At 50.2% G+C, this 22,730-nt stretch carries 27 protein-coding genes; 6 read left to right on the forward strand and 21 right to left on the reverse strand.

The window, feature by feature from the left end; translation table 11 throughout:
• Both AAY72_RS10495 and frdD read left to right on the forward strand, forming a co-directional pair.
• Positions 1-390 (forward strand): fumarate reductase, encoded by a 390-nt coding sequence (locus AAY72_RS10495; RefSeq protein WP_057787370.1) that lies wholly within the window; start codon positions 1-3, stop codon positions 388-390.
• Complete coding sequence (frdD, locus tag AAY72_RS10500) at positions 387-755, forward strand: fumarate reductase subunit FrdD (protein ID WP_057787372.1); 369 nt, start codon at positions 387-389, stop codon at positions 753-755. Before AAY72_RS10495 ends, frdD begins: the two co-directional genes overlap by 4 nt.
• On the opposite strand, the gene AAY72_RS10505 is transcribed toward frdD, so the two are convergent.
• The 6 genes from AAY72_RS10505 to mpl form a co-directional block, all read right to left on the reverse strand.
• Positions 745-1,377 (reverse strand): DUF2959 domain-containing protein, encoded by a 633-nt coding sequence (locus tag AAY72_RS10505; RefSeq protein WP_057787374.1) that lies wholly within the window; start codon positions 1,375-1,377, stop codon positions 745-747. The two genes, frdD and AAY72_RS10505, sit on opposite strands and share 11 nt — an antisense overlap.
• Before the next feature lie 28 nt (positions 1,378-1,405).
• Positions 1,406-3,055 (reverse strand): pyridoxal-dependent aspartate 1-decarboxylase PanP, encoded by a 1,650-nt coding sequence (gene panP, locus AAY72_RS10510; RefSeq protein ID WP_008607143.1) that lies wholly within the window; start codon positions 3,053-3,055, stop codon positions 1,406-1,408.
• A 113-nt stretch (positions 3,056-3,168) separates the two neighbouring features.
• Entirely contained in the window at positions 3,169-3,939 is a 771-nt protein-coding gene (locus AAY72_RS10515) for an ABC transporter permease (protein WP_008607141.1), read from the reverse strand.
• A complete protein-coding gene (locus tag AAY72_RS10520; protein ID WP_197408402.1) occupies positions 3,936-4,895 on the reverse strand; it encodes an ABC transporter ATP-binding protein in 960 nt (319 codons plus the stop codon). Before AAY72_RS10520 ends, AAY72_RS10515 begins: the two co-directional genes overlap by 4 nt.
• On the reverse strand, positions 4,864-5,499 hold the full coding sequence (locus AAY72_RS10525; RefSeq protein WP_057787378.1) for a flavin prenyltransferase UbiX: 636 nt from the start codon (positions 5,497-5,499) through the stop codon (positions 4,864-4,866). Before AAY72_RS10525 ends, AAY72_RS10520 begins: the two co-directional genes overlap by 32 nt.
• Positions 5,500-5,524: 25 nt before the next feature.
• Positions 5,525-6,868, reverse strand: a complete 1,344-nt coding sequence (gene mpl, locus AAY72_RS10530; protein WP_008984441.1) for a UDP-N-acetylmuramate:L-alanyl-gamma-D-glutamyl-meso-diaminopimelate ligase — start codon at positions 6,866-6,868, stop codon at positions 5,525-5,527.
• 186 nt (positions 6,869-7,054) lie between these two features.
• Here mpl and AAY72_RS10535 point away from each other — a divergent pair, with 186 nt between their 5' ends.
• The gene (locus AAY72_RS10535) at positions 7,055-8,050 is read left to right on the forward strand and encodes a class 1 fructose-bisphosphatase (RefSeq protein WP_057787380.1); all 996 of its coding nucleotides are present in this window, start codon (positions 7,055-7,057) and stop codon (positions 8,048-8,050) included.
• 66 nt (positions 8,051-8,116) lie between these two features.
• On the forward strand, positions 8,117-8,644 hold the full coding sequence (gene ppa, locus AAY72_RS10540) for an inorganic diphosphatase (RefSeq protein WP_008607132.1): 528 nt from the start codon (positions 8,117-8,119) through the stop codon (positions 8,642-8,644).
• Positions 8,645-8,716: 72 nt separating this feature from the next.
• Here the strand turns inward: ppa and AAY72_RS10545 are convergent, their stop codons facing one another.
• The 9 genes from AAY72_RS10545 to AAY72_RS10585 all read right to left on the reverse strand — a co-directional run bounded on the left by AAY72_RS10545 (position 8,717) and on the right by AAY72_RS10585 (position 17,347).
• Complete coding sequence (locus AAY72_RS10545; protein WP_057787381.1) at positions 8,717-10,954, reverse strand: EAL domain-containing protein; 2,238 nt, start codon at positions 10,952-10,954, stop codon at positions 8,717-8,719.
• Positions 10,955-11,047: 93 nt separating this feature from the next.
• The gene (locus tag AAY72_RS10550) at positions 11,048-13,159 is read right to left on the reverse strand and encodes a response regulator (RefSeq protein WP_197408403.1); all 2,112 of its coding nucleotides are present in this window, start codon (positions 13,157-13,159) and stop codon (positions 11,048-11,050) included.
• A gap of 77 nt (positions 13,160-13,236) precedes the next feature.
• A complete protein-coding gene (locus tag AAY72_RS10555) occupies positions 13,237-13,986 on the reverse strand; it encodes a TIGR04219 family outer membrane beta-barrel protein (protein WP_057787385.1) in 750 nt (249 codons plus the stop codon).
• A gap of 3 nt (positions 13,987-13,989) precedes the next feature.
• Positions 13,990-14,967, reverse strand: coding sequence for a DUF2333 family protein (locus tag AAY72_RS10560; protein ID WP_057787387.1), 978 nt, complete (start codon positions 14,965-14,967; stop codon positions 13,990-13,992).
• 10 nt (positions 14,968-14,977) lie between these two features.
• Positions 14,978-15,412, reverse strand: coding sequence for a copper chaperone PCu(A)C (locus AAY72_RS10565; RefSeq protein WP_057787389.1), 435 nt, complete (start codon positions 15,410-15,412; stop codon positions 14,978-14,980).
• A gap of 30 nt (positions 15,413-15,442) precedes the next feature.
• On the reverse strand, positions 15,443-15,634 hold the full coding sequence (locus AAY72_RS10570) for a hypothetical protein (protein WP_057787391.1): 192 nt from the start codon (positions 15,632-15,634) through the stop codon (positions 15,443-15,445).
• Positions 15,635-15,904, reverse strand: a complete 270-nt coding sequence (locus AAY72_RS10575; protein WP_057787393.1) for a hypothetical protein — start codon at positions 15,902-15,904, stop codon at positions 15,635-15,637.
• Between the two features lie 211 nt (positions 15,905-16,115).
• Entirely contained in the window at positions 16,116-17,096 is a 981-nt protein-coding gene (gene dusA / locus AAY72_RS10580; protein WP_082628985.1) for a tRNA dihydrouridine(20/20a) synthase DusA, read from the reverse strand.
• Positions 17,097-17,116: 20 nt separating this feature from the next.
• Positions 17,117-17,347, reverse strand: a complete 231-nt coding sequence (locus AAY72_RS10585; protein WP_008984451.1) for a DUF2798 domain-containing protein — start codon at positions 17,345-17,347, stop codon at positions 17,117-17,119.
• Between the two features lie 145 nt (positions 17,348-17,492).
• Between AAY72_RS10585 and AAY72_RS10590 the strand changes: the two genes are divergently transcribed.
• Together AAY72_RS10590 and AAY72_RS10595 are read left to right on the forward strand one after the other, a co-directional pair.
• Positions 17,493-17,930 (forward strand): transcriptional repressor, encoded by a 438-nt coding sequence (locus tag AAY72_RS10590; RefSeq protein ID WP_008984452.1) that lies wholly within the window; start codon positions 17,493-17,495, stop codon positions 17,928-17,930.
• A gap of 97 nt (positions 17,931-18,027) precedes the next feature.
• The gene (locus tag AAY72_RS10595; protein ID WP_008984453.1) at positions 18,028-18,492 is read left to right on the forward strand and encodes a chemotaxis protein CheX; all 465 of its coding nucleotides are present in this window, start codon (positions 18,028-18,030) and stop codon (positions 18,490-18,492) included.
• A 22-nt stretch (positions 18,493-18,514) separates the two neighbouring features.
• Here the strand turns inward: AAY72_RS10595 and alr are convergent, their stop codons facing one another.
• The 6 genes from alr to rpsF all read right to left on the reverse strand — a co-directional run bounded on the left by alr (position 18,515) and on the right by rpsF (position 22,592).
• Positions 18,515-19,594: an alanine racemase gene (alr, locus tag AAY72_RS10600; protein ID WP_008984454.1), complete on the reverse strand. Its 1,080-nt coding sequence runs from the start codon at positions 19,592-19,594 to the stop codon at positions 18,515-18,517.
• Positions 19,594-20,985 (reverse strand): replicative DNA helicase, encoded by a 1,392-nt coding sequence (gene dnaB, locus AAY72_RS10605; RefSeq protein ID WP_008984455.1) that lies wholly within the window; start codon positions 20,983-20,985, stop codon positions 19,594-19,596. Before dnaB ends, alr begins: the two co-directional genes overlap by 1 nt.
• A 206-nt stretch (positions 20,986-21,191) precedes the next feature.
• Positions 21,192-21,644 (reverse strand): 50S ribosomal protein L9, encoded by a 453-nt coding sequence (rplI, locus tag AAY72_RS10610; protein WP_057787399.1) that lies wholly within the window; start codon positions 21,642-21,644, stop codon positions 21,192-21,194.
• 18 nt (positions 21,645-21,662) lie between these two features.
• On the reverse strand, positions 21,663-21,890 hold the full coding sequence (rpsR, locus tag AAY72_RS10615) for a 30S ribosomal protein S18 (RefSeq protein WP_008218940.1): 228 nt from the start codon (positions 21,888-21,890) through the stop codon (positions 21,663-21,665).
• 11 nt (positions 21,891-21,901) lie between these two features.
• Positions 21,902-22,207 carry a primosomal replication protein N gene (gene priB, locus AAY72_RS10620; protein WP_040291688.1) on the reverse strand — a complete coding sequence of 102 codons (306 nt, stop codon included), beginning with the start codon at positions 22,205-22,207 and terminating at the stop codon, positions 21,902-21,904.
• Positions 22,208-22,214: 7 nt separating this feature from the next.
• Entirely contained in the window at positions 22,215-22,592 is a 378-nt protein-coding gene (gene rpsF / locus AAY72_RS10625; protein WP_008984458.1) for a 30S ribosomal protein S6, read from the reverse strand.
• Positions 22,593-22,730: the final 138 nt, after the last annotated feature.

Raw genomic sequence — 22,730 nt, forward strand, 5'->3', positions numbered from 1 at the left:
ATGCCAGACTCTGCCGGCGCCCGCCGCCCCTATCTGCAACCGCTCTCTCGCAGCTGGTGGCTAAAACATAGCTTTTTTCTGCGCTATATGCTGCGCGAAGCCACTGTGTTGCCGTTACTGTTCTTCTGTGGCTGCCTGCTGGCGGGGCTTTACAGCCTGAGTCAGGGAGAAAGTCAGTATCAAAGCTGGCTGGCGTTTATGGCGCAGCCCTGGGTGATAGCGCTGAATGCACTGGTGCTGCTGGCCAGCTTATATCATGCTAAAACCTTTTTTGAACTGTTCCCACGGGTGATGCCGCTACTGCCGGCACCACTGATGATTGCCGGCCAGTGGCTCGGTACCATTGCGGTCGCACTATTGTTACTCTGGTTATTTGGAGCTATCGGATGAATCAGCCAAAACGCTCAGATGAACCGATCTGGTGGGCCTTATTTAGTGCCGGCGGCGTCTGCTTTGCAATGGTGATTCCGGGTCTGGTATTAACCCTGAGCCTGCTCTACCCACTCGGATTATTGCCAGAAGCGGCTTTCAGTTATAGCTGGGTTCAGCAACTGTTACAGAGTTTTTGGGGCTTACCGGGTCTGGCTTTCGCTGGCGCAGCCATTTGTTTACCGCTATTTCATGCCATGCACCGTGTACATCATGGTTTGCATGATTTAAAGCTGGCGCAAGGCCGGCTGGCCAAAATATTCTGTTACGGCCTGGCCAGCCTGCTTAGTGCTGTTGCTATCGTTTATAGCGGGATTATTGCTTAAGGGTGGTTAAAAAACGCTCTGACTCGGCAATGGCTTTATTCATCTCGGTCAGTAAACGGCTGATATCACGTTCGATACTGCCAAATTCGCCTTTCAGGGCGCCAATCGCCTGGGCATTCAGATTATGCTTTAAATACAGCGCATTATCTTTTAATGACGATAACACCGGTTGCATCGTTGCTTCGGCCTGACGCATGGTCACTAACAAGCTATGGTACTGGCGGCGGGTTTGGCTAAGTTTGCGTTCGCTATCACGCTTCAGGCTCTGATTACTATATTCTTTTAGCTCCTGCTGCCACTCTTTAAATAGCGCTTCGGCGACCTGCTCAATGGCATCGATACGGTTTTTCACATCCAGAGCTGACTTTTCACAGGCATCGTATTCCGCCTGAGTCAGTTTATACTGCCGCTGTAAATCGCCACCATCATATTTGACCAGCGCTGAAAACTGCTCCAGCGCCGAACTGAATTGCTGCTGCGCCTCACGTTGTGATTTCTGGGCATTTTCTACGCGATCGACCAGAATATCTCTTTTATGAACACCGACCTTTTCCATCGTCGAGTAATATGCCTGCTGACAGCCGCTAAGCAGCAACAGCAGGACTAACCAGAATTTTGCCATCCTAAACTCCCTATTCTCAAAGCGCGAACTAGCCGTGCAGTTGCTGCGCCGCCAGTTGTAATAGCTTAGGATAAAACTCTTTATCCTGCTGAGCCAGCTGATCCTGCTCCACTAACACATCACGCAAAATCTGCTCTGTGGTCAGCGGATTGGCCAATACCACCCGAAACACTATGGTTTCCTGCCGCTGATAGCGGGCGGGTGTTAGCCGGGTGCGGGAGACGAAAGATTTACCTTCTTCGCGTTGCCGCTTCTGAATAAACTTGGTCAGGCCGTTAAGCAGTTCGTTAAAGCGCAGCAGCTGCTCCGGGCTGGCACTGGCCATCGCTTTTTGCACCTGCGCCGGCACATAGCGGTAGGTCAGAATACACAGCTCCGGCTCGGTAATCAGTTCAAAGTCGATATTATGGCTAATCAGGGTGGCAAAGTAGCGGGCCTTTTCCAGACTGCGGTCGATCAGGATCTGATAACCCTGGCGACCAATCACCTGTAAGCAGGCATGCACCAGCATCGCCATACCGGGTCTTGAGCCCTCCAGCGTCTGGCTGCCCAGATCTTTCGAGCCTTTACGCAAAATATATTCGGCATGATGTTCAATCACGTTCGCCGTCGACGGGTGTTTAAATACCACCATACCGGCGCCCATCGGTACGTACATCTGCTTATGGGCGTCGATGGTCACAGAGTCTGCACGCTCAATACCCGCTAGTAAATGCCGGTACTTAGCTGACAATAAGGTCGCACCGCCCCAGGCGGCGTCAACATGGAAATGGCATTGTTGTTGCTCGGCCAGATCGGCAAGCTCATTTAACGGGTCGATATTGCCGGTTTCCGTGGCGCCGGCAACGCCGACAATGGCTAGCACTTTAATATTACGCTCCGCAAGGTCGGCCAGTACCCGGCGCATTTCGGCAGTGTCCACCTTGTTATTGGCGTCCGTTTTGACCGACACCACCATATCACGGCCGATACCCAACACATCTGCGGCCTTACCCAGCGAATAGTGACCACGTTCTGACACCACTATCGCCAACCCCTGATAACCATAATGCTGCATCGCGCGGAACAAGCCTTCTTTGGCGATACCTTTAAAGTCACCGTCCGGTTTTAATAAGCGGTTGCGGGCAATCCACAGCGCAGTGATATTGGCAATGGTACCACCGGAGCAAAAGGCACCCAGCGAATGATTAGCGCTGTGCATCCACTTTTTATAGAAGCCGTCTTTTTCGCCATACACCAGATGATGCATCATGCCCAATACCTGCCGCTCCAGCGGGGTAAAGGCTTTTGAGGTCTCGATTTTTACCAGGTTCTGATTTAAACCCACCATCATTTTCGACAGCGGCAGCACAAAATAGGGTAAGGCCGACGTCATATGACCAATAAAACTGGGTGCTGCAGTATGCACTGAGTGCGCCACCAGTTTTTGCATAATGGTATCGGTATAATCAGAAACAAAGGACGGCTGCTCCGGGATCTGGAACGCCTGAAAATCCCGCTCAATCTGCCATAACGGCTTTTCCACCGCTACGATACTTTCATTTAAAAAGCCGGCCAGATTCTGCGACAGGTTTTGTTCGATAATACTGAGTGTCGAATCCGGCGCTTCCGGGATCGTAAAAATACGCCACAGTGCTTCTTCGGAAGCCGTGGCCTGGCGTTTAATGATGTCGTTCATGCCTGTCGTTACCTGCTGTAACTCTGTCAGCGTTTATACGCAGCAAAGCGTTCAACTGTACTGCAACCACTTAAAAATGTCTGCAACTTTCTGAATTCCGTGTTGTATTGCCGCTAACTGCGTAAGCCAATACCTTTATTGATCAAATACATTGCATAGCTGAATAACACCAGAATAAACCCTACTACTACCGCCAGCGCCAGCCATAAATTGACATCGCTATAACCCAAAAAGCCAAAACGGAAGGCATTCACCATATAGACAATCGGATTCAGTTGCGCCAGTTGCTGCCAGAATCCGGGCAACAAGGTCAGTGAGTAGAAGACACCGCCCAGGTAAGTTAAGGGCGTTAACACAAAGGTTGGAATAATGCTGATATCGTCAAAGGTTTTGGCATAGACGGCATTGATCAGGCCACCCAGTGCGAACAACATCGAGGTCAAGACCACGGTTAAGATAATAATCGCCAGATTATGGATACTGATGGTGACAAAGAATAACGACAACACCGTAACGATTAAGCCGACTAAGATACCGCGCGCCATGCCACCACCGACATAACCGAGCACTATAATATAGTTGGGTACCGGCGCTACCAGCAGCTCTTCGACATTACGCTGGAACTTGGCGCTAAAAAACGACGAGGCCACATTGGCGTAGGAGTTGGTAATAACCGACATCATAATCAGGCCGGGAACAATAAATTCCATATAACTAAAGCCGTTCATCTCGCCGATCCGCGAGCCAATCAGGCTACCGAAAATGACAAAATACAGGCTCATGGTAATGGCCGGCGGCACCAGGGTTTGCACCCAAATGCGCATAAAGCGGGTAATTTCTTTGGTTAGAATACTTTGTAGCGCTATCAGATAACGGCCATTCATTTCGTTTGCCCCCGGCCATGCTCAACCAGATTAACAAAGAGTTCTTCCAGCCGGTTGGCTTTATTGCGCATTGATAATACCTTTACCTGCTGCGCACTAAGTTGCTCGAAGATCGGGTTTAAGCCGGCACTTTTCTCCACATCCACTTCCACACTGTGTTGATCTAACTTCCGCCAGACAAAGTCAGCCAACTGCAGGCTCTCCGGCACTTGGTCCAGATCCAGAATAAAGGTTTCTTTACCCAGCTTGGATAACAAGGCTTTCATACTGGTGTTCTCAATGATCTGCCCTTTATCAATAATGGCGATATTACGACACAGCATCTCGGCTTCTTCCAGGTAATGGGTAGTCAGGATAATCGTCACGCCCTGCTGATTGATCGTGCGTAAAAACTCCCACATTGAGCGCCGCAGCTCAATATCGACCCCGGCCGTCGGCTCATCGAGGATCAGCAACCTTGGCTCATGCATCAGCGCCCGGGCAATCATTAGCCGCCGCTTCATGCCACCCGACAACTCACGGGCCCGGGCATGACGTTTTTCCCATAACCCCAGCTGGCCTAAATATTTCTCAGCACGCTGTAAGGCCACGGCACGCGGTACGCCATAATAGCCGGCCTGATTGACCACGATTTGCAGCAAGGTTTCAAACTGATTAAAGTTAAATTCCTGCGGCACCAGGCCAAGCTGACTTTTTGCCGCTTCCAGCTCGGTATCCAGGTCAAAGCCAAATACCTTAACTTGCCCGCGGCTTTTATTGACCAGCGCACTGATAATACCGATGGTGGTACTTTTACCGGCACCATTTGGCCCCAGCAACGCAAAAAAATCGCCCTGCTGTACCTGTAAATCGATACCACTGAGTGCGACTGTGCCGCTACGATAGATTTTATGTAAGTCTTTAATGTCCAGTGCCAGCGTCACGCTATTCTCCTGCTTGCTGTTGTCGCGCGTCATAGCCCCAGCGCCCCACTAACTGTTGCGCAAAGCCCAACTGGTCCAATACCCGGGCCACCATAAAGTCGACCAAATCACTGATTTGCTGTGGCTGATGATAAAAACCGGGCGCGGCCGGCATAATACAGACGCCAAGGCGGGCCAGCTTCAGCATATTTTCCAGATGAATGGCACTGAGTGGGCTTTCCCGCAGCACCAGTATTAGCTTGCCACCTTCCTTAATCACCACATCAGCGGCACGTTCCAGCAGGTTATCACTGGCGCCCTGCGCGATAGCCGACAGACTACCGGTAGAACAGGGGCAAACCACCATCTGTTTCGGCGCCGCCGAGCCGGAAGCGACCGGCGAAAACCAATCGTCCTTACCATAAACCTTTAACAGGCCGGGCGCCGCTTGCAGGTACTGTTCCAGCTGCTGCGCGCATTTCTCCGGCGCAGCACTTAACTGCAATTGCTGCTCAGTGGCAAACACCACCCGCGCCGCACTGGACATCAGCAGATGCACTTTAATACCCTGCGCTAACAATACCTGTAACAAACGTAAACCGTAGGGCGCACCCGAGGCACCGCTAAAGGCCAGAGTAATCTCTTTACTGGTTATCATTGGCTTTCCTATCGACTGGCCACGCTTAACTCAGCGCCTCCAGTAGTTGTTGATGAATGCCGCCAAAGGCGCCATTGCTCATTATTACTATCTGATCGCCTGGCTGCACCAGCGCCAGAATGCTGGCTTTCAGCTCAGCGATGTCATAACAAACACTGGCCGGCATCGAGAGCCGCGCGGCCAGCTCGGCCATCGACCAGCCGGCATTGCGCGGTTCATATAAAAATACCTGATCTGCCGTTAACAGCGCCTGCGGCAAGGCGGCCTGATGCACACCGAGACGCATAGTATTGGAGCGCGGCTCTAATACGGCGATAATCCGCGCCTGGCCCACTTTCGCCCGCAAGCCTTGTAGCGTAGTAGCAATCGCGGTGGGGTGATGGGCAAAATCGTCATAGATCGCAATACCTTGTGGAGAGCCTTTTAGCTCCATCCGCCGTTTTGGTGCCACGAAGCTGGCTAAGGCCTCGGCTGCAACACCAACCGGGACCCCGGCATGACGCGCGGCAGCAATCGCCATTACCGCATTATCAACATTGTGCTGGCCACTGAGCGACCAGTTTACCCGCGCCACCTGTTGCTGTTGCCAATATAGCGCAAACTGACTGCCATCCGGCGTTAACAATTCGGCCTGCCAGTCACTGCCATAGGCTTCACGTTGGCTCCAGCAGCCCATAGCCAGCGTCTCGGCGACAGCAGGCGTCGCTTCCGGAGATAACACCAACCCCGAAGCCGGCACGGTGCGCAACAAATGATGAAACTGCCGCTGGATCGCCGCCAGATCCGGGAAGATATCCGCATGATCATACTCAAGGTTGTTGATCACCAGTGTACGCGGCCGGTAATGCACAAATTTGGAGCGCTTATCAAAAAATGCCGTATCATATTCGTCGGCTTCAATCACAAAGAACGGCGCCTCACCTAAGCGGGCAGAAAGGCCGAAATTTTGCGGTACACCGCCAATCAGAAAACCCGGCTTAAGACCGGCATAGTCTAAGATCCAGGCCAACATACTGGCGGTGCTGGTTTTACCATGGGTGCCGGAAACGGCCAGTACCCAGCGCTGCTGCAGTAACTGTTCGGATAACCACTGTGGGCCTGAGGTGTAAGGCAGGTTATGTTCCAGCACATATTCAACGGCCGGATTACCGCGCGATAAGGCATTACCGATAATCACCAGATCCGGGGCGGGTTCCAGCTGTGCGGGGTCATAACCCGGGGTCAGACTGATGCCCAGCTGTTCCAGCTGAGTGCTCATCGGCGGGTAAACCTGTTGATCGGAACCTGTGACCTGATGGCCAAGGGCTTTGGCCAGGGCTGCGATACCGCCCATAAAGGTGCCGCAAATCCCCAGAATATGAATATGCATAATGTACTTCTCTGTTAAGCAGGGGCTTATTGTAGCAAATGCAGAATAAGCTGCGATCAAAACTGCAATTTAAGAATAAATTCTTTAAAATAACCCAGACTGAATGAGATTTCGCCACTTGTACCGGACGAAAGCTTAATCGGTCTGACTCTGTCTTACCCGAAAATATAACAAGGACCTACTATAATGCGTCGCATCTCACCCGTACTGCAACAAGATGGCGTGGATCCGGATCTGATCTCGTTGTTAAAAACTATCCTGGCGGCCTGCCGGGAAATCGCCTTTCGCGTTAGTCAGGGCGAACTGGCCGGTGTACTGGGCTCAACTCTGTCAGAAAATGTGCAGGGCGAAACCCAGAAAAAACTGGATGTGATCGCGAACGAATTACTAAAAGAAGTGATCCTGGAAACCGGCGTGGTAAAGGCCATCAGCTCGGAAGAAGAGGATAATATCGTACCGGGTAATCCACATGGTCGCTATCTGGTGACCTTTGACCCTTTAGATGGGTCCTCCAATACCGATATCAATAGCCTGATCGGCACTATTTTCTCGATTTTACCGGCCGATCCACACAAGGACGCCAGTGATGCCAGCCAGTTTTTACAGCCGGGAACGGCACAGCTGGCCGCCGGCTATGTGCTGTATGGCCCATCAACGATGCTGGCGCTGACCACCGGCAAAGGCACCCGCCTTTACACCCTGGATAAAACCTATGGCGGCTTCCTGTTAACCGAAGAGCGGGCCACTATCCCGAAATATACCGCCGAGTTTGCTATCAATATGTCAAATCAGCGCTACTGGCAGGCACCGATGCAAAGTTACATCGCCGATTTACTGAAAGGTAAAGAAGGGGTGCGCGGTAAAAACTACAATATGCGCTGGATTGCCGCTATGGTCGGCGATGTACACCGGGTACTCTGTCGTGGCGGCATCTTTGCCTACCCGAGTGATTGTAAAGATCCGGCCAAGCCAGATAAATTACGCCTGATGTACGAAGCTAACCCGATGAGCTTTCTGGTAGAACAGGCTGGCGGTGCCAGCTCCACTGGCTATCAACGCATTATGGAGATCATTCCAACTGATATCCATCAACGGGTGGCAGTGATTTTAGGGTCGAAGCACGAAGTGGAAACCTGTGTCAATTACCACAGAAATAGCACTGCTCCGGTAATATCAGACTAATTATCAATAGCCATTTTTACGGCCGTCATTATAATGGCGGCAGTAAATTACTCAGAGGACACAGCAATGAGCTTAAGCGATGTAGCAGCTGGCAAAAATCTGCCGGATGAAATTAACGTAATTATTGAAATTCCGGCCAATGCCGATCCAATCAAATACGAAGTGGATAAAGACACCGGTACCGTCTGGGTAGACCGCTTTATGGCCACCCCCATGTTCTATCCGTGCAACTACGGCTTTGTGAACCAGACTTTGTCTTTGGATGGTGACCCGGTTGACGTACTGGTACCAACGCCTTACCCACTGGTACCAGGCGCCGTGATTAAATGTCGGCCGGTTGGCGTACTGAATATGGAAGATGAGTCTGGTCAGGATGCCAAGGTTATTGCCGTACCGGTCAGCAAGCTGACCAAACTGTATGACCATATTCAGGATATCAACGATGTGCCTGAGCTGCTGAAAAAGCAAATCCAGCATTTCTTTGAGCGTTACAAAGAACTGGAGCCAGGTAAGTGGGTTAAAGTCACCGGTTGGGCCGACGCCGCCGCCGCGAAAGCTGAAATTATGACCTCTTTCGAGCGGGCGAAAAAGTAAACCGCTGTTATCGAAATTGAGACAAAAAACCGGAGCGCGCTCCGGTTTTTTATTTTTATCCTGCTACAGTGCTCAGAACTGAATACAACCGCTCTGATTTTGTCGCAGATACTCAATCAACTGCGGTGCCGGCATCGGTTTAGCAAACAAATAACCTTGCACTTCATCGCAGCCCATTGCCAGAATCGCTTGCAGCTGAGCCTCGGTTTCCACCCCTTCCGCGATGGTCGATAGGCCAATTCGTTTGCCCAAGCTGACAATAGTTGCTGCAATTAAGCCGCCACCTTCGGTCGCAACAGTATTAACAAAGGCGCGGTCAACTTTAATGCGGTCGAGCGGTAACTGCTGTAAATAACTGAGTGATGAGAAGCCGATACCAAAGTCATCAATTGCCACTTTGATACCAAAGCGCTTTAACGCCTCCAGCGCATCAATGACGATTCTTGGCTCATCCATCACCACGGACTCGGTAATTTCCAACTCCAGCAGCTGTGGCTTGACCTGATACCGTTCGACTATTTCAATGACTGCCGGTACAAACTGTGGTGAGCGAAACTGTGGCATCGACACATTAACCGCAATACGCAAAGCGCCACAACCGAGGCTGGACAACTGCTGTAGTTGCTTGCAAGCCTGCTCCAGCACCCAAAGACCAATATCAACGATTAAGCCGGAATATTCCGCCAGCGGAATAAAAACTGCGGGTGAAATGTATTGTCCGGGTTGATGTGGCCAGCGTAACAGGGCTTCCATACCGACGACTTTTTTGGTTTTCAAACACAACTGCGGCTGATACCACAGCTCTAATTTATCCAGGGCAAAGTCAGCCCGCAGCATTCTGAGCATGGTTAAACGCTCAGTCACCTCTTCTTCCATTGTCGGTTCATAATACTGGTGATGCGAGCCAACGGTCTTTTTCGCTTTGTTAAGCGCAATATAGACCTGCTTCATAATCACCATGCCCTGTTCAGCGGCATCGCGTAACCGGCAAATACCAAAGGTGGCATTCACCTGTAAGCTGTGTTCTGACGCCTGAAATGGTTGCGCAAACACCGCCGTCAGTTTGTCCGGTGTTAGTTCTTGTTCCGGGCCGACCAGCGCAAACACATCAGCGCCAATTCGCCCCAGTTGCGAACTGGCGCCAAAGTGTTCAATTAAACGTAGCGTAATCGCAATTAATAACTCGTTACCGACATCCTGACCCAGACCATCGTTCACGTCAGAGAAATGGTCGATATCGACTAACACCGCCACCATATGCTCAGGTTCAAAGCGCCGGGTATCCTGCAGGATCTGAATAAATTCGTTGCGGTTTGGCGTTTTGGTCAGTGGGTCAATATAGGCCGCATGTTTCAACTGCTGAAAAAGCGCGACGTTTTCATAGCCAACTGAGATGTTACTAAGAAAGACTTCGATCAGCTGCTTATCCGCTTCTTCAATCGGCCGGTTAGTTTCAATGTAGACGGCGGCATTGTGCTTATCGTTACCTAAATACAATACGGTGTCACTGTCGGCAAAAATATGCTGCCGGGTTTTCAGACACAGATTAATTTGTTCAACAATCCGTTTATTATCTAACCGTTCTAACTGACATTTGATAAAGGGCGCATAGTTACCCGCCGCACCGAGTACATAAATTTTATCGCTGGCCGTGCCATCATCTTCAATCTGGGCGCAAAGTACGCCTTCAGCATGCAAGCCAATTAGCGATGAGATCTGCGTGACAACGCCTTCTGAAAATTCATGCAGCGAATGTTGCTCGAGCAGGTTGGCACCCGCTTTGATTATTTTCTGCAAACCGCGGCGGTTTTGATTAATGGTTTTAATTTGTTGGTAAGAACGGATCGAAGAAATGATGGTGGTAACCAGCTTACTGCGGGTTAGCTCAGTTTTGGTTTTGTAGTCATTAATATCATATTCTTTAATGACACTTTCTTCCGGGGCGTAGCCGGGCTGTCCAGTGCGCAAGATAATACGCAGCTCATCTAACTGCAGCTCATCTCGGATCCGCTTCACCACTTGCAGACCGGCATTATCGGTTTCCATCACCACATCCAGCAGCACCAAGGCGGTATCGGCGTGTTTACGCAAAAAATCTATGGCTTGCTGACCAGAATAGGCATGATGAAACTCTAACCGTTTTCCCAGCACAATAAGATCATTTAGCGCCAGCTTAGTAACGGTATGAATTTCCTGATCATCGTCGACAATCAAAATAGCCCAGGCACCAATCGGAGTCTGGCTTGGGAGCTGAGTACTGTCGTCTTCTGCTAAAAACAGAAATCCTTCATCTGTTTCTTTTGGCGTCATTGGCTGAACCTTGTGTTGTCCTGTATCTAATATACCCGCTTCCTTGCGAAAAAAGAAATCCCGCCTTGCGTTAATTTTCAGCGACCCTTGCTGTTAATATAATCGATAACTGCTCAGCAGCGCATCAAACTTACATGGGTCTAACGGTTTTAATACTATATCGTTCATGCCAGCACTTTTAAATGCGGCGATTTCTGCCGGTAGCGCATGAGCAGTAAATGCCAGAATCGGGATGTCGCAGTAATCCTGCATTTGACGTAACTGCTTTGCCACCTCGGTACCTGGTAAGTCCGGCAATTGTATATCCAACAAAATTAAATCGAATTGCATTTGCTGACACATACTTAGCGCCTGCTCAGCTGAATGTGCCGCATATAACTCAACTAATCGCTGCTGAATTAATACGTTGATAAATGCCTGATTGGTTTCATTGTCATCCACGACTAATAACTTTTTCCGGCTAAAACGGGTAGCTTCATTAAACAATTGTGGCACCGCCGCCAAACAAAATTCAGCACTTGGCCGACAGGGCACTAATTGTTGCCACTGGTTGAAACTCAGAGGCGGTGCATAAGCGACAAAAGGCATGGCTAATTGCTGTAAAAACCGCTGCCATTCTGCTCCGGGTATTTGCCCCGGTAACATCAGAATCAGCAGCTGATAGCTCTGTTCCACCAACCGTTGTTGTAGTTCGGACAAACTATTACAGCTCGAAAGTTGCAAGGTGTAACCGCTCAGTGCGGCCAGACGTTCACTAAGTCGCTCCGGATCGGCATCAAATAACAATACGTTACCCGGCAAATTTTCCGACGCTAAGGGTTCACATGACAACGGCCAGTTAACATTCAGGCTAAGGCCAAGGCCATCAAGGGATTCGACTTTGCACTCGGCCTGCACTTTTTGCGATAACAGCTGTAATAACGCAATGTCGGCATCCCGCCATTGCAGGTCCGTAAGCTTACCCTCAGCTAATTGACGGCTTAGATGCCGGGGTAATCCGTTACCATCACAATTCAACTGTAAGCGCAGTGTCGTGGGTGCAGAGCAATCCAACACCACTCTAAACTGCAGCCGGCGACCAGCTTCTGAGCGCAGCCCCAAGGCAAGCATCGCTTGCAGCAGCAGAAATAATTGCTCAGGATCAATACTTAGCGTCGCTGTCAGGTTGTCACTCCCCTCCAACCAATCTAAAGAAGAGCCATCCGGCAGCAGACTGTTCAATGCAGGTAACGCTTGCTGCAACCAACTGGCTAGTTGCAAAGACTCGGGCTGGGTTTCAACACTACCAAACTGATAGCGGGCATAATGCTGTTGCAGATTTAATAAAGCACTGAACAAAGCTGGAGAGAGTTGCTCTTGCCGTTGCCACAAAAGCTGAGCTTGTAGTAGCCAGCGGTTCACACATTGTCGTTGTTGTTGTTGCCGTTGTAGCTTGGCGCTGTGTAAAGCTTGCCAGTGCGCTGTCTCATCAGCCGCTTGTGCAGCCTGTTCGGTACTGATTTGTAACTGCTGCTGTAACTCTGCGAGCTGAGTACAATGTTGTTGTAACACCAGGTGCAAAGTCGGACTCAAACTCGACGAGTTGTCTAACTCAGCATCCGGCGCAAGTAATTGCTGTTCAATAGATGCTAACTGCTTTTGTTGGATGTGTTTTTGCTGCCGAAGCACGAGTACTGCTAACCAAAGCAACATGGATAACCAGAACAATGCCAACAATACCGGCCAATGCTGTCGCCACTGCCAGGGCTGAGGCTCAGGAATAATCAGCAGTTGAAGATCTAAGTTGTTAGCACTACCAAATTGCTCGAAAGGTAAGGCCTGAGATTTTATTGCTTGCAACGCCAACCAGCGCCCATTAATTTTTTGCAGTCGTCTCTGCCCGAAGATCATTAACTGATCCGCTGCCGGTAATGGTTGTTCGGCACCGGCTACCGCCAGCAATTGCCCATCGGCCTGATATAGCGCCAGGGTAGCAACCGGAAATACGGCTCTAAACTGCAATTCTGCCAGCCGTTGGCTTAACTGATCCGAATTTAAAGAGCCCAGGGCTGGCTGTAAGCTTAGTTGCACTGTATCGGCATATTGTTGCAGTTGCGCTTTTAATACCTGTTGCTGCTGATGTTGCTGCCAAAAAAATGCTGCCAGCAATAGTGACAAAGCAGCTATCAGATAACACGGCAGCAGATAACGAAAAAAAGCAGTCAAAATAGTGCTCATTGCCAAAAAAACAGGAGCCCACTATATGTCTAAAGTACCCCAGGCTCAAGTGGCGCTGGCCAGGATTAAAAGTGCACGGCTATCCCGGCAAAAACACCATTAAATTTTAATTCGGCATAGAGGTTATCCAGATCATCAAGTTGCATATCGATCGCCCGGTAACCCAGCTTGAGCCTTACATCCACCAACAGATTATCAATCAACTGATAACCAATACCGGCTTGTACATCGTAATAATGACTGTCCTGAAAACGGGTAGCCTGGCCACTGGCAAACACATCGAGCCCTGTACCCGGTAACCCAACTTTAGCATCAAGGTAGAGTAAGGGTAGCCATTGGCTAACATCCTGCAACGCACGACGGCTCTGAGCCTGGATCCCCACCTCGCCCTGCAGATGCTTAGCTGCAACACCAAGATCCAGCTCAACCAGCGCATTGTCCAGCAGTTCGTAATACAGAATATAATCGGTATGAGTCAAATCCAGCTCAGTTTGTAATTGACTACCCACTGCAAAGTCGACATCAGCAAAACGAAAATCAGCCGCTAATGTGGTGTCACCACGACTTTTCAGGTTTTGATGTTGCAATCTAACATTCGGCAATACCGGTACCAGATGCTCCAGCGCAAGAAAATAACTTTGCGCTGCACGATCGTCGAAACTGAATGACTGCAGGTTACTGCTGTTCGCAACCCCACCCTCACTCTCGGTTGCCCAGTAATCAACACCGGCGTGAATACCTAACACCGTATCGGCTGCGGCTGGCGCTGCCTGGCCTAACAATGCAGCCAGTACTAAAAAAGACGCTTTTTTCATCTACTATCCTTGTTGTAATAATTCAGATAAATCTATTAAGGCGGCATTAGCGCGGGAGATATAATTTGCCATGACCAGGCTATGATTCGCCAGCACCCCAAAACCACTGCCGTTCAGCACCATCGGGCTGTGAATAGGTTGCTGGGCAGCTTCCAGCTCCCGGATAATCTGTTGCAGACTGACCATGGCATTGCGCCGCTGCAGTACTTCGGCAAAATCAATTTCCACTGCCTTTAAAAAATGTAACAGCGCCCAGGTTGCACCCCGAGCCTCATAAAATTCGTCGTCAATCTGCCACCAGCTGGTTTTGACATAGCGCCGGTCTGGTGCTTCGGTTGACTGACGCGCGGCGACATCGCCTGCCAGATCGGTATTAAACCGCTCCTGGCCGACACTGGCACTTAAACGCTGCGAGTAGCTGCCGAGACGTTTTTCTACATTTTTCAACCAGTCACGTAAGTTATCCGCCCGGGCGTAAAACTGGCTATCAGTTTGTTTCGGATCGGCCAGGCCGTTGCGATATAAATATAATTGTCCGATCGCTTTGCGATATTCTGACTCGGCACTGGGCAACACCCAGCTGCGATGGTCAATATTTAATTGCGGCTGCGCAATACGCAAGAAGGCATTTTCGGCAGATTGTGACTGCGAACGACTGAGATCTTTGCGCAGTGCCAGTGCCAGATCGCGTGACATCTCCAGCACACCAAATTCCCAGGCCGGCATATTGTCTAGCAGGCTAAATGGGGGCAGCACGTCGTTAGCCAGATAGCCACCCCGCTTTTGTAATAAGGTTTCTGTAACGCGAATAAGTGCGGTGGTTGTACTGTAACCAACAACCCGACTCCCATCTTCCTGCTGCATGCCCTGCTGAACCTCTTCGATTACTAAATCCGGTTCACGGCTAACCCACCAGCCGCATAACCAAAGTAAGATCAGCAGTAACAGTGCAGAAACAGCCGCTATAGTGGTTTTGTTCATCTGAATCGTCCTATCGGATTGGCATAGCAGTAACAGGTAATTCCAGTTGCAGCACACTGCCACTGGTAAAACGTAATTGAATGGGTACCTTCTCACCTAAAGCCAGCGACTGCTTCGGCTCAAATAGCATCAAATGCAGCCCTCCGGGTTGCATTTGCAGAGTGGCACCGGGTTCAAGTTCGATCCCTTCAACCTCAACCATGCGCATCATGCCATTTTGTTCTATATGGGTGTGCAGCTCTATCCGCTGAAACAGCGGGCTACTGGCAGCGACTAACTCCTGCATTTGCGGGCTTTGATTCTGAATACTGACATAGCCTGCCGTAACCGTGCGACCGGGCATTGGCAAGCGGATTTCGCCCTGTACCAGCCGCACATCGGCAGCCTGAACGCCGGTGCTCTGTGCAAACCACAACAGACCCGAAATTATCAGACCTCTTAGCATTGCTCGCTCCTGTATTACTGATAAGCAAGGCTATCTTACACCAAATCCGCTGAACCGACAGCGTAAAACCGGCCAAAGCTGTTGCCAGAGTGCAGCAAACCAGGCTGGTTGGCCGTGTTTGTAGCCATACCAGACTAACATGGCTGGCACTGCACCTAACAGTAGCCCCAGTAAAGGCAGCAGATAAATCAGTAATAAGGTGAAATCAAACATGCCCAACATTTATTCAGCACCCTGCTGTACGGTTGCCGCCTTGCTGTGTTGAGCCAGCTGAATGTCACTCACCTGGTCCGGCTGCTGATTCATCAGTGCCGTTACGGTAAGTTTCATTGATTGCTCAGCGTGTTGTTGCACTTCGCTGGCCAACTGTTGCTGTAAATGGTACTGCTGCACTGTGAGCTGAATCGTCAGCTCCTGCTTGGTGTCCGCTAATAACTCAGTACTGCTTAAACCGAGGATCGAAATAAAGGCTACTGTAGTTAAGTTACGCATGGTGTTGCTCCTGCAAATTCAGTTCAGTGGTTCGGTACTGCTGCATTACTGAATTCAAGCTGCGTGCCAGCTAGCAAAATAGACTTAACTTATTGTTATTTAATGACAATCAAAAAATCTGACGACCCCAGAAAAAACCACCTCACCGAATAAAACAAAAAAGTAGTCAAATTGACTACTTTTTTGTTTTATTCGCAATGATGATGCTATTCTAGCCAGGTTCTGGTACCAATGCCAGCGCCTGCAACAACAGCTCAGGCTCAGCGCTCGCCAAATGTCCTTGCTCACTCAACAAACGTCGCCATTGCCGGGCACCCGGCATGCCCTGAAATAAGCCCAGCATATGGCGGGCGATGTGCCAAAAACGCGCCCCTTGCTGCATCTGCTGCTGAATATAGGGTACCATCAAGCGTACCAGTTGATGCTGGCTTGGCACGGCCCAATGATCTTGGTACAACAGCGCATCAACCTGACTTAGCAGATAGGGGTTGGTGTAAGCTTCCCGGCCTATCATCACACCATCCAGTTGCTGTAAATGCTGTTGTGCGTCTGTCAGCGTTTTAATACCACCATTAATGCTGATATCCAGCTGCGGAAAGTCACGTTTAAGCTGATACACCCGATCATAATTAAGTGGCGGGATTTCGCGGTTTTCTTTCGGACTCAAGCCCTTTAACCAGGCTTTACGCGCGTGGATTACAAACTGCTGGCAACCGGCTTCAGCAACAGTAGCAACAAAATCCTGCAAAAACTGATACTCGTCAGAATCATCAATACCAATGCGGGTTTTGACACTGACCGGGATACTGACCACATCCTGCATTGCTTTTACACTATCAGCGACCAGCTGTGGTCTGGCCATCAGGCAGGCGCCAAACATACCGTTTTGTACCCGATCTGACGGGCAGCCAACGTTAAGATTCAACGCATCGTAACCACGCTGCTCAGCCAGCTTGGCGCAATGAGCCAGTTCAGCCGGCTCAGAGCCCCCCAGTTGCAGTACCAGTGGCTGCTCCTGCTGGCTAAAGCTCAGATAGTCGCCTTTGCCATGGATAATGGCACCCGTGGTGACCATTTCGGTATACAACACCGCGTGTTTACTCATCAAACGATGGAAATAACGACAATGCCGATCTGTCCAATCCAGCATCGGAGCAACGGAGAATTTTTGTGGCAGCACAAGGTTGTTCAATTCAGCAGACCTTTCAATAATTAGGTGTGTACCAGGTAGCTGGTCAGCTTTTTAACCAGCGGCAGTACCAACAGTAAGGTTGGAAAAGCAATCAACCAGGACAACCCCCAGGCAGAAAGCCATCCTTGTACCGTAAAGGCTTCCAGACCCAGACTTTTCAAAGTACTAACCAGAGACACAATAAAGGTCATCAATATCGATAACAGTAATGGCATCACAAAAGCAGCCATTTTTGACGGTAATTTGGGCATTCTAGGTTCAACGTCTACTACTAAAGCGCAGCATTATACCCTATCTGCGCCTGTGTTGCAGCGTATCGGTATGCCCCGGCAACACTAGCGCAGAACCGGCAATATGATACACTGCGTCAGAAAGGTTGCCGATGGGAGTACAGGAATGTCAACTGAGAGTTTAGTGTCCAGGGCGCGAGCAATTTGCGAGCAAAATGGTGCCCGCTTTACCAGCATTCGGGAAAAAGTGTTTCGCCTGATGGCAGAGAATCATGGTGGTCAGGGTGCCTATGAACTGTTGGAGCAACTGAAACAAACCGAACCTGCGGCTAAACCTGCGACCATTTACCGCGCCCTGGAGTTTTTAACCGAACAAGGCTTTATCCACAAAATTGAATCCAGTAATGCCTTTATGCTGTGCCAGCATTTTGATAAACATCATCCGGCACAGTTGCTGATCTGTGAAAAGTGCGGCAACGTAACCGAACTGCATTCTGCTACCCTGCATACCGAGTTTAGTAAGCAGGCCGCCGCGCTCGGGTTTCATATTCACCATCAAACTATTGAAGCACGGGGCAGTTGTCGGCAATGTCGTGGAAATTAAACGCACAAACTGCTGTTCGCTCTTGTATTATAAAGTAAAAACTTCTAGGCTTAAGACTGTTGCCAGTATGTTGATTCTCAAACCCATAGGCATTTAAATGAATGTTGAATACATAAACCCTTTTCTTTCTTCGTTGGTGAATGTGCTGTCAACTATGGCCAATACCAAGATTGTACCTGGTCAACCGCGTATAAAAAAAGAAGAGGTGGCGCAAGGTGATGTGTCCGGCTTAATCGGCATGGTCGGACCGACTATGAAAGGCTCATTTTCGGTCAGCTTTGACGAAAAGCTCGCGATTGAAATTATGTTCCGGATGCTGGGTGAGCGCCCCAGCGGCATTAACCCCGATGTGACCGATATGGTGGGCGAAATCACCAATATGGTTACTGGCGGTGCCAAGCGGATCCTTGGTGAAAAAGGTTATGAATTTTCAATGGCGACCCCAATCGTAGTCTCCGGGAAGAACCATACTATTACCCATAAATGCGATGGCCCGACTATTCTGATGCCTTTCAGCTCAGAGTTTGGCAAAGTCCATATCGAAGTGAGCTTTGATAAATAGCCGCCTGCTGTGGCGGCTCAGCTTATAACAAATACTGATAATCGACCCGCGGCGTAATATTACATAACAGTTCATAAGGGATGGTTGCTGCGCAGGCAGCCACCCGCTCTATCGCTAGCTCCGGCCCCCACAACACCGCCTCGTCCCCAAGCTTGTCCTGTGCGTTCGGTCCAAGATCGACGGTAATCATATCCATTGATACCCGGCCAGCCAACGGCACCTCGCGACCATTTAACCACACTGGTGTGCCATTGAAGGCATGCCGAGGATAGCCATCACCGTATCCGACAGCAATTACGCCAACAGTGGTATCACAAGCCGCCTGCCAATGCCCGCCATAGCCAACCCGCTCACCGGCCCGCACCTTACGCAACGCAATCAGACGACTACTCAGACGCATTACCGGCTGTAAATGATGCGCAGTGCCAATCTGGTCAATAAAAGGCGAAATGCCGTGTAACATCAGCCCAGGCCTTACCCACTCAGCATGGCTTTGCGGAAAGGCCAGAATCGCCGCTGAGTTGGCCAAGCTACGCTGTTCTGCTTTACCGGCAATAAGATCAGTAAATACCGCCAATTGCTGCAAGGTACGATCTGAGCCGGGCTCATCAGCACAGCAAAAATGGCTCATCAGGCGGATCCCCGGTAACACTGCGCTGCATTGCCACAAGCGACGGTAAAAGTCGTCAAATTGCGCCGGCTCGATGCCCAGCCGGTGCATACCGCTATCGATCTTTAGCCAGACCTTTAACTGGCCATCCAGTGCCGCTTGCTCCAGCGCCTGTAGTTGTAGTTCGTTATGCACCACGGTTTGCAGATTATTGGCCAGTAACAGCGGCAGCTCAGCGGCCTCATAAAAGCCCTCGAGTAACACTATCGGTTTCACAATGCCGCCGGTACGTAACGCCAGGGCTTCGTCTATTCGTGCCACCGCAAAGGCATCGGCATCACTGAGTGCTTGTGCCACCCTGACCAAACCATGGCCATAGGCATTCGCTTTTAACACCGCCAATACCTGACTCTGTGGTGCCAATTGCCGCACCCGGGCTAGGTTATGTTGCAGTGCCTGCAAATTGATCTGCGCGACCGGCCGCCGACTCATTAATACTCATCCTCAAAACGGGCACTGCCGGCATAGTTATCAAAGCGCGAGAAATGGCCGTGGAAAGTTAGCCGCACCCGGCCAATTGGGCCGTTCCGCTGCTTACCGATAATAATTTCAGCCGTACCTTTATCTGCAGTATCCTCGTGGTAGACCTCATCACGATAGATAAACATAATCAAATCCGCATCCTGTTCAATCGAACCCGATTCCCGCAAGTCAGAGTTCACCGGCCGCTTATCGGCGCGTTGTTCCAGTGAACGGTTAAGCTGCGATAGCGCGACTACCGGCACTTTCAATTCTTTTGCCAGGGCTTTTAACGAGCGGGAAATTTCGGCGATCTCCAGGGTGCGGTTTTCGCTCATCCCGGGTACCGTCATCAGCTGCAGATAGTCGACCATAATCATGCTTAAGCCACCGTGCTCGCGGGCAATTCGCCTTGCCCTCGAACGCACTTCGGTAGGGGTTAAGCCTGAGGCATCATCGATATACATTTTGCCTTTGCTGTTCAGAAGCTCTATCGCCGATGACAACCGCGCCCAATCTTCATCTTCCAGCTGGCCGGTACGCACCTTGGTCTGGTTAATCCGGCCTAATGAGGCCAGCATCCGCATCATAATCTGGTCTGACGGCATCTCTAAGCTGAAAATCAGTACCGGTTTATCGCTGGTAATAGCCGCGTGTTCACACAGGTTCATGGCAAAGGTGGTTTTACCCATTGATGGTCGCGCCGCGACGATAATCAGGTCCGACGGCTGCAAACCATTGGTCATCTTGTCCAGATCGACATAGCCGGTCGACACGCCGGTGATACCGTTTTGCGGTGAACGATACAGCGCATCGATCTTATCAATGGTTTTGGCGAGGATGCTGTTGATGGGCTCCGGCCCTTCATTGGCTTTGGCGCGTTGCTCGGCAATCTTGAATACTTTGGTTTCGGCAAAGTCCAGCAGCTCTGCCGCAGTGCGGCCCTGCGTATCGTAGCCGGCGTCAGCGATATCATGGGCAACACCAATCATATCCCGCACTACCGCGCGTTCGCGCACGATATCGGCATAGGCCAGAATATTGGCAGCGCTGGGGGTGTTTTTGGCAATTTCGCCCAAATAAGCAAAGCCGCCAATATCATCCAGCTGTTGATTGGCTTCCAGCGCTTCGGAAACGGTGATCAGGTCAATCGGCTGGTTACCTTCCGCCAGCCGTGCCATCGCATTAAAAATCAGCCGGTGCGAGCGCAGATAAAAATCATGCTCGACTACCTTTTCAGAAACACGGTCCCAGGCTTCATTATCCAGCATCAGGCCACCCAGCACCGATTGCTCCGCTTCAATCGAATGCGGCGGCATCTTTACTGCTGCAACCTGTTTATCTTTTACACTTTGTTGTGCCACGTTTTACTACCACAGGAAAAACTTGCTGATGGCGTCATGCTAACCCGCGACTGCGCCAAAGCCAATTAAAGCTTATAAAATTTTATGCGCTACCAACTGACTGGCAGTTGAATAGGATATGGATAGTAAGGAAAAGCACACAGGAAAAACAGATGATGCGGAAAATAACAAACGCACTGCCAGGCGGCAGTGCGTCTTAGCCATGATTAGGCTTCAGCGATGATCACAACCTTAATGGTTGCAATCACTTCTGCGTGTAACTGCAGATCGATTTCGAACTCGCCAGTTTCACGTAAAGTGCCGTTTGGTAACTTCACTTCTGCTTTAGAAACCGCTACGCCGGCTTCAGTGATCGCATCAGCGATATCACGAGTACCAACAGAACCGAACAGTTTACCCTCGTCACCCGCTTTAGAAGCGATGGTAACCTGAGCCAGTTCAGCAACCTTAGCAGCACGGTCGTTAGCTACTGCTAAGTCAGCAGCCAGTTTGGCTTCTAATTCAGCACGACGGGCTTCGAATTTCTCGATGTTAGCCTTAGTAGCCGGAACTGCTTTACCCTGTGGGAATAAGAAGTTACGGGCATAACCAGACTTAACAGTTACATTGTCACCTAAACCACCCAGGTTTGCGACTTTGTCTAACAGAATAATTTGCATTGCCTATACCCCTCTGTATTAGCTGTGTGAGTCGCTGTATGGTAACAGAGCCAGGTAACGAGCGCGTTTGATGGCGCGGGCTAACTGACGCTGGTATTTAGCGCTGGTGCCAGTAATACGGCTTGGTACGATCTTGCCACTTTCTGTAACATAGTTTTTCAGAACGGCGGTGTCTTTGTAATCAATCTCTACAGTGCCTTCTGCAGAAAAACGGCAGAATTTACGGCGACGGAAAAAACGTGACATTTGTCTGTCTCCTAACTTAATTGTTCAATCTGTTGCGCATGCAGGACCAGTTTTGCCTGACCACTGCGGCTTTGGTGCCGGTTTAAAAAACCACTCACCCGAACCATGCTGCCCAACGTCAGATGCTGAGCGTGTTGTTGTAACACTGTGCCACTTAATACCACCTGCATCCGGACATAAGCCTGGCGGTTTAAGCCAGCCTCCTGTTGCATGCTGCGATGTTCCAGGGTTAACACAGTGTGCGGGATCCCCGCCGGACTCTCGCTGCGCTCAGGGTGCCGGCAAAGGGCGCCGCTTAGCACAAGGATATTGTCCATTTACAACTTACTCGTCGTTTGCTACTTGCTCTTCAGTTTCACGAGGAGCACGCTCACGACGCTCTTCACGTACCTTAGCCATTGGTGATGGCTCAACGATGGCACCATTAGTGCGCATAATCAGGTTACGTAATACCGCATCGTTGTAGCGGAAGTTAGTTTCCAGCTCATCGATCACGCTTTGTGGTGCTTCCACGTTCATCAGCACATAGTGTGCTTTGTGCAGTTTTTGAATTGGGTAAGCCAGTTGACGACGACCCCAATCTTCTAAACGGTGGATAGAACCGCCCGCTTCTTTGATCGCGCCAGTGTAACGCTCGATCATACCAGGCACTTGTTCACTCTGATCAGGGTGAACCATAAAAACGATTTCGTAATGACGCATTGTAGCTCCTTACGGTTAGTAAGCCTCGGAGGAACTCGGCCGGATTCTTATAAAGGCAAGGAACGTTGAGTGTATGGCCGAAGGTCGCGTATTTTAAGGAGTTGGCTGGCAAATAACAAGTGAAAGCGGCAGATTGCA

This window comes from Alishewanella sp. WH16-1, from assembly GCF_001441695.1.
Lineage (GTDB): Bacteria > Pseudomonadota > Gammaproteobacteria > Enterobacterales > Alteromonadaceae > Alishewanella > Alishewanella agri.

What these genes read in the sequence shown, in the direction of transcription:
- AAY72_RS10495 (WP_057787370.1), top strand. Translation starts at nt 1, where the DNA reads ATGCCAGACTCTGCCGGCGCCCGCCGCCCCTATCTGCAACCGCTCTCT.
- frdD (WP_057787372.1), top strand. Translation starts at nt 387, where the DNA reads ATGAATCAGCCAAAACGCTCAGATGAACCGATCTGGTGGGCCTTATTT.
- AAY72_RS10505 (WP_057787374.1), bottom strand. Translation starts at nt 1,377, where the DNA reads ATGGCAAAATTCTGGTTAGTCCTGCTGTTGCTGCTTAGCGGCTGTCAG.
- panP (WP_008607143.1), bottom strand. Translation starts at nt 3,055, where the DNA reads ATGAACGACATCATTAAACGCCAGGCCACGGCTTCCGAAGAAGCACTG.
- AAY72_RS10515 (WP_008607141.1), bottom strand. Translation starts at nt 3,939, where the DNA reads ATGAATGGCCGTTATCTGATAGCGCTACAAAGTATTCTAACCAAAGAA.
- AAY72_RS10520 (WP_197408402.1), bottom strand. Translation starts at nt 4,895, where the DNA reads ATGACGCGCGACAACAGCAAGCAGGAGAATAGCGTGACGCTGGCACTG.
- AAY72_RS10525 (WP_057787378.1), bottom strand. Translation starts at nt 5,499, where the DNA reads ATGATAACCAGTAAAGAGATTACTCTGGCCTTTAGCGGTGCCTCGGGT.
- mpl (WP_008984441.1), bottom strand. Translation starts at nt 6,868, where the DNA reads ATGCATATTCATATTCTGGGGATTTGCGGCACCTTTATGGGCGGTATC.
- AAY72_RS10535 (WP_057787380.1), top strand. Translation starts at nt 7,055, where the DNA reads ATGCGTCGCATCTCACCCGTACTGCAACAAGATGGCGTGGATCCGGAT.
- ppa (WP_008607132.1), top strand. Translation starts at nt 8,117, where the DNA reads ATGAGCTTAAGCGATGTAGCAGCTGGCAAAAATCTGCCGGATGAAATT.
- AAY72_RS10545 (WP_057787381.1), bottom strand. Translation starts at nt 10,954, where the DNA reads ATGACGCCAAAAGAAACAGATGAAGGATTTCTGTTTTTAGCAGAAGAC.
- AAY72_RS10555 (WP_057787385.1), bottom strand. Translation starts at nt 13,986, where the DNA reads ATGAAAAAAGCGTCTTTTTTAGTACTGGCTGCATTGTTAGGCCAGGCA.
- AAY72_RS10560 (WP_057787387.1), bottom strand. Translation starts at nt 14,967, where the DNA reads ATGAACAAAACCACTATAGCGGCTGTTTCTGCACTGTTACTGCTGATC.
- AAY72_RS10565 (WP_057787389.1), bottom strand. Translation starts at nt 15,412, where the DNA reads ATGCTAAGAGGTCTGATAATTTCGGGTCTGTTGTGGTTTGCACAGAGC.
- AAY72_RS10570 (WP_057787391.1), bottom strand. Translation starts at nt 15,634, where the DNA reads ATGTTGGGCATGTTTGATTTCACCTTATTACTGATTTATCTGCTGCCT.
- AAY72_RS10575 (WP_057787393.1), bottom strand. Translation starts at nt 15,904, where the DNA reads ATGCGTAACTTAACTACAGTAGCCTTTATTTCGATCCTCGGTTTAAGC.
- AAY72_RS10585 (WP_008984451.1), bottom strand. Translation starts at nt 17,347, where the DNA reads ATGCCCAAATTACCGTCAAAAATGGCTGCTTTTGTGATGCCATTACTG.
- AAY72_RS10590 (WP_008984452.1), top strand. Translation starts at nt 17,493, where the DNA reads ATGTCAACTGAGAGTTTAGTGTCCAGGGCGCGAGCAATTTGCGAGCAA.
- AAY72_RS10595 (WP_008984453.1), top strand. Translation starts at nt 18,028, where the DNA reads ATGAATGTTGAATACATAAACCCTTTTCTTTCTTCGTTGGTGAATGTG.
- alr (WP_008984454.1), bottom strand. Translation starts at nt 19,594, where the DNA reads ATGAGTCGGCGGCCGGTCGCGCAGATCAATTTGCAGGCACTGCAACAT.
- rplI (WP_057787399.1), bottom strand. Translation starts at nt 21,644, where the DNA reads ATGCAAATTATTCTGTTAGACAAAGTCGCAAACCTGGGTGGTTTAGGT.
- rpsR (WP_008218940.1), bottom strand. Translation starts at nt 21,890, where the DNA reads ATGTCACGTTTTTTCCGTCGCCGTAAATTCTGCCGTTTTTCTGCAGAA.
- priB (WP_040291688.1), bottom strand. Translation starts at nt 22,207, where the DNA reads ATGGACAATATCCTTGTGCTAAGCGGCGCCCTTTGCCGGCACCCTGAG.
- rpsF (WP_008984458.1), bottom strand. Translation starts at nt 22,592, where the DNA reads ATGCGTCATTACGAAATCGTTTTTATGGTTCACCCTGATCAGAGTGAA.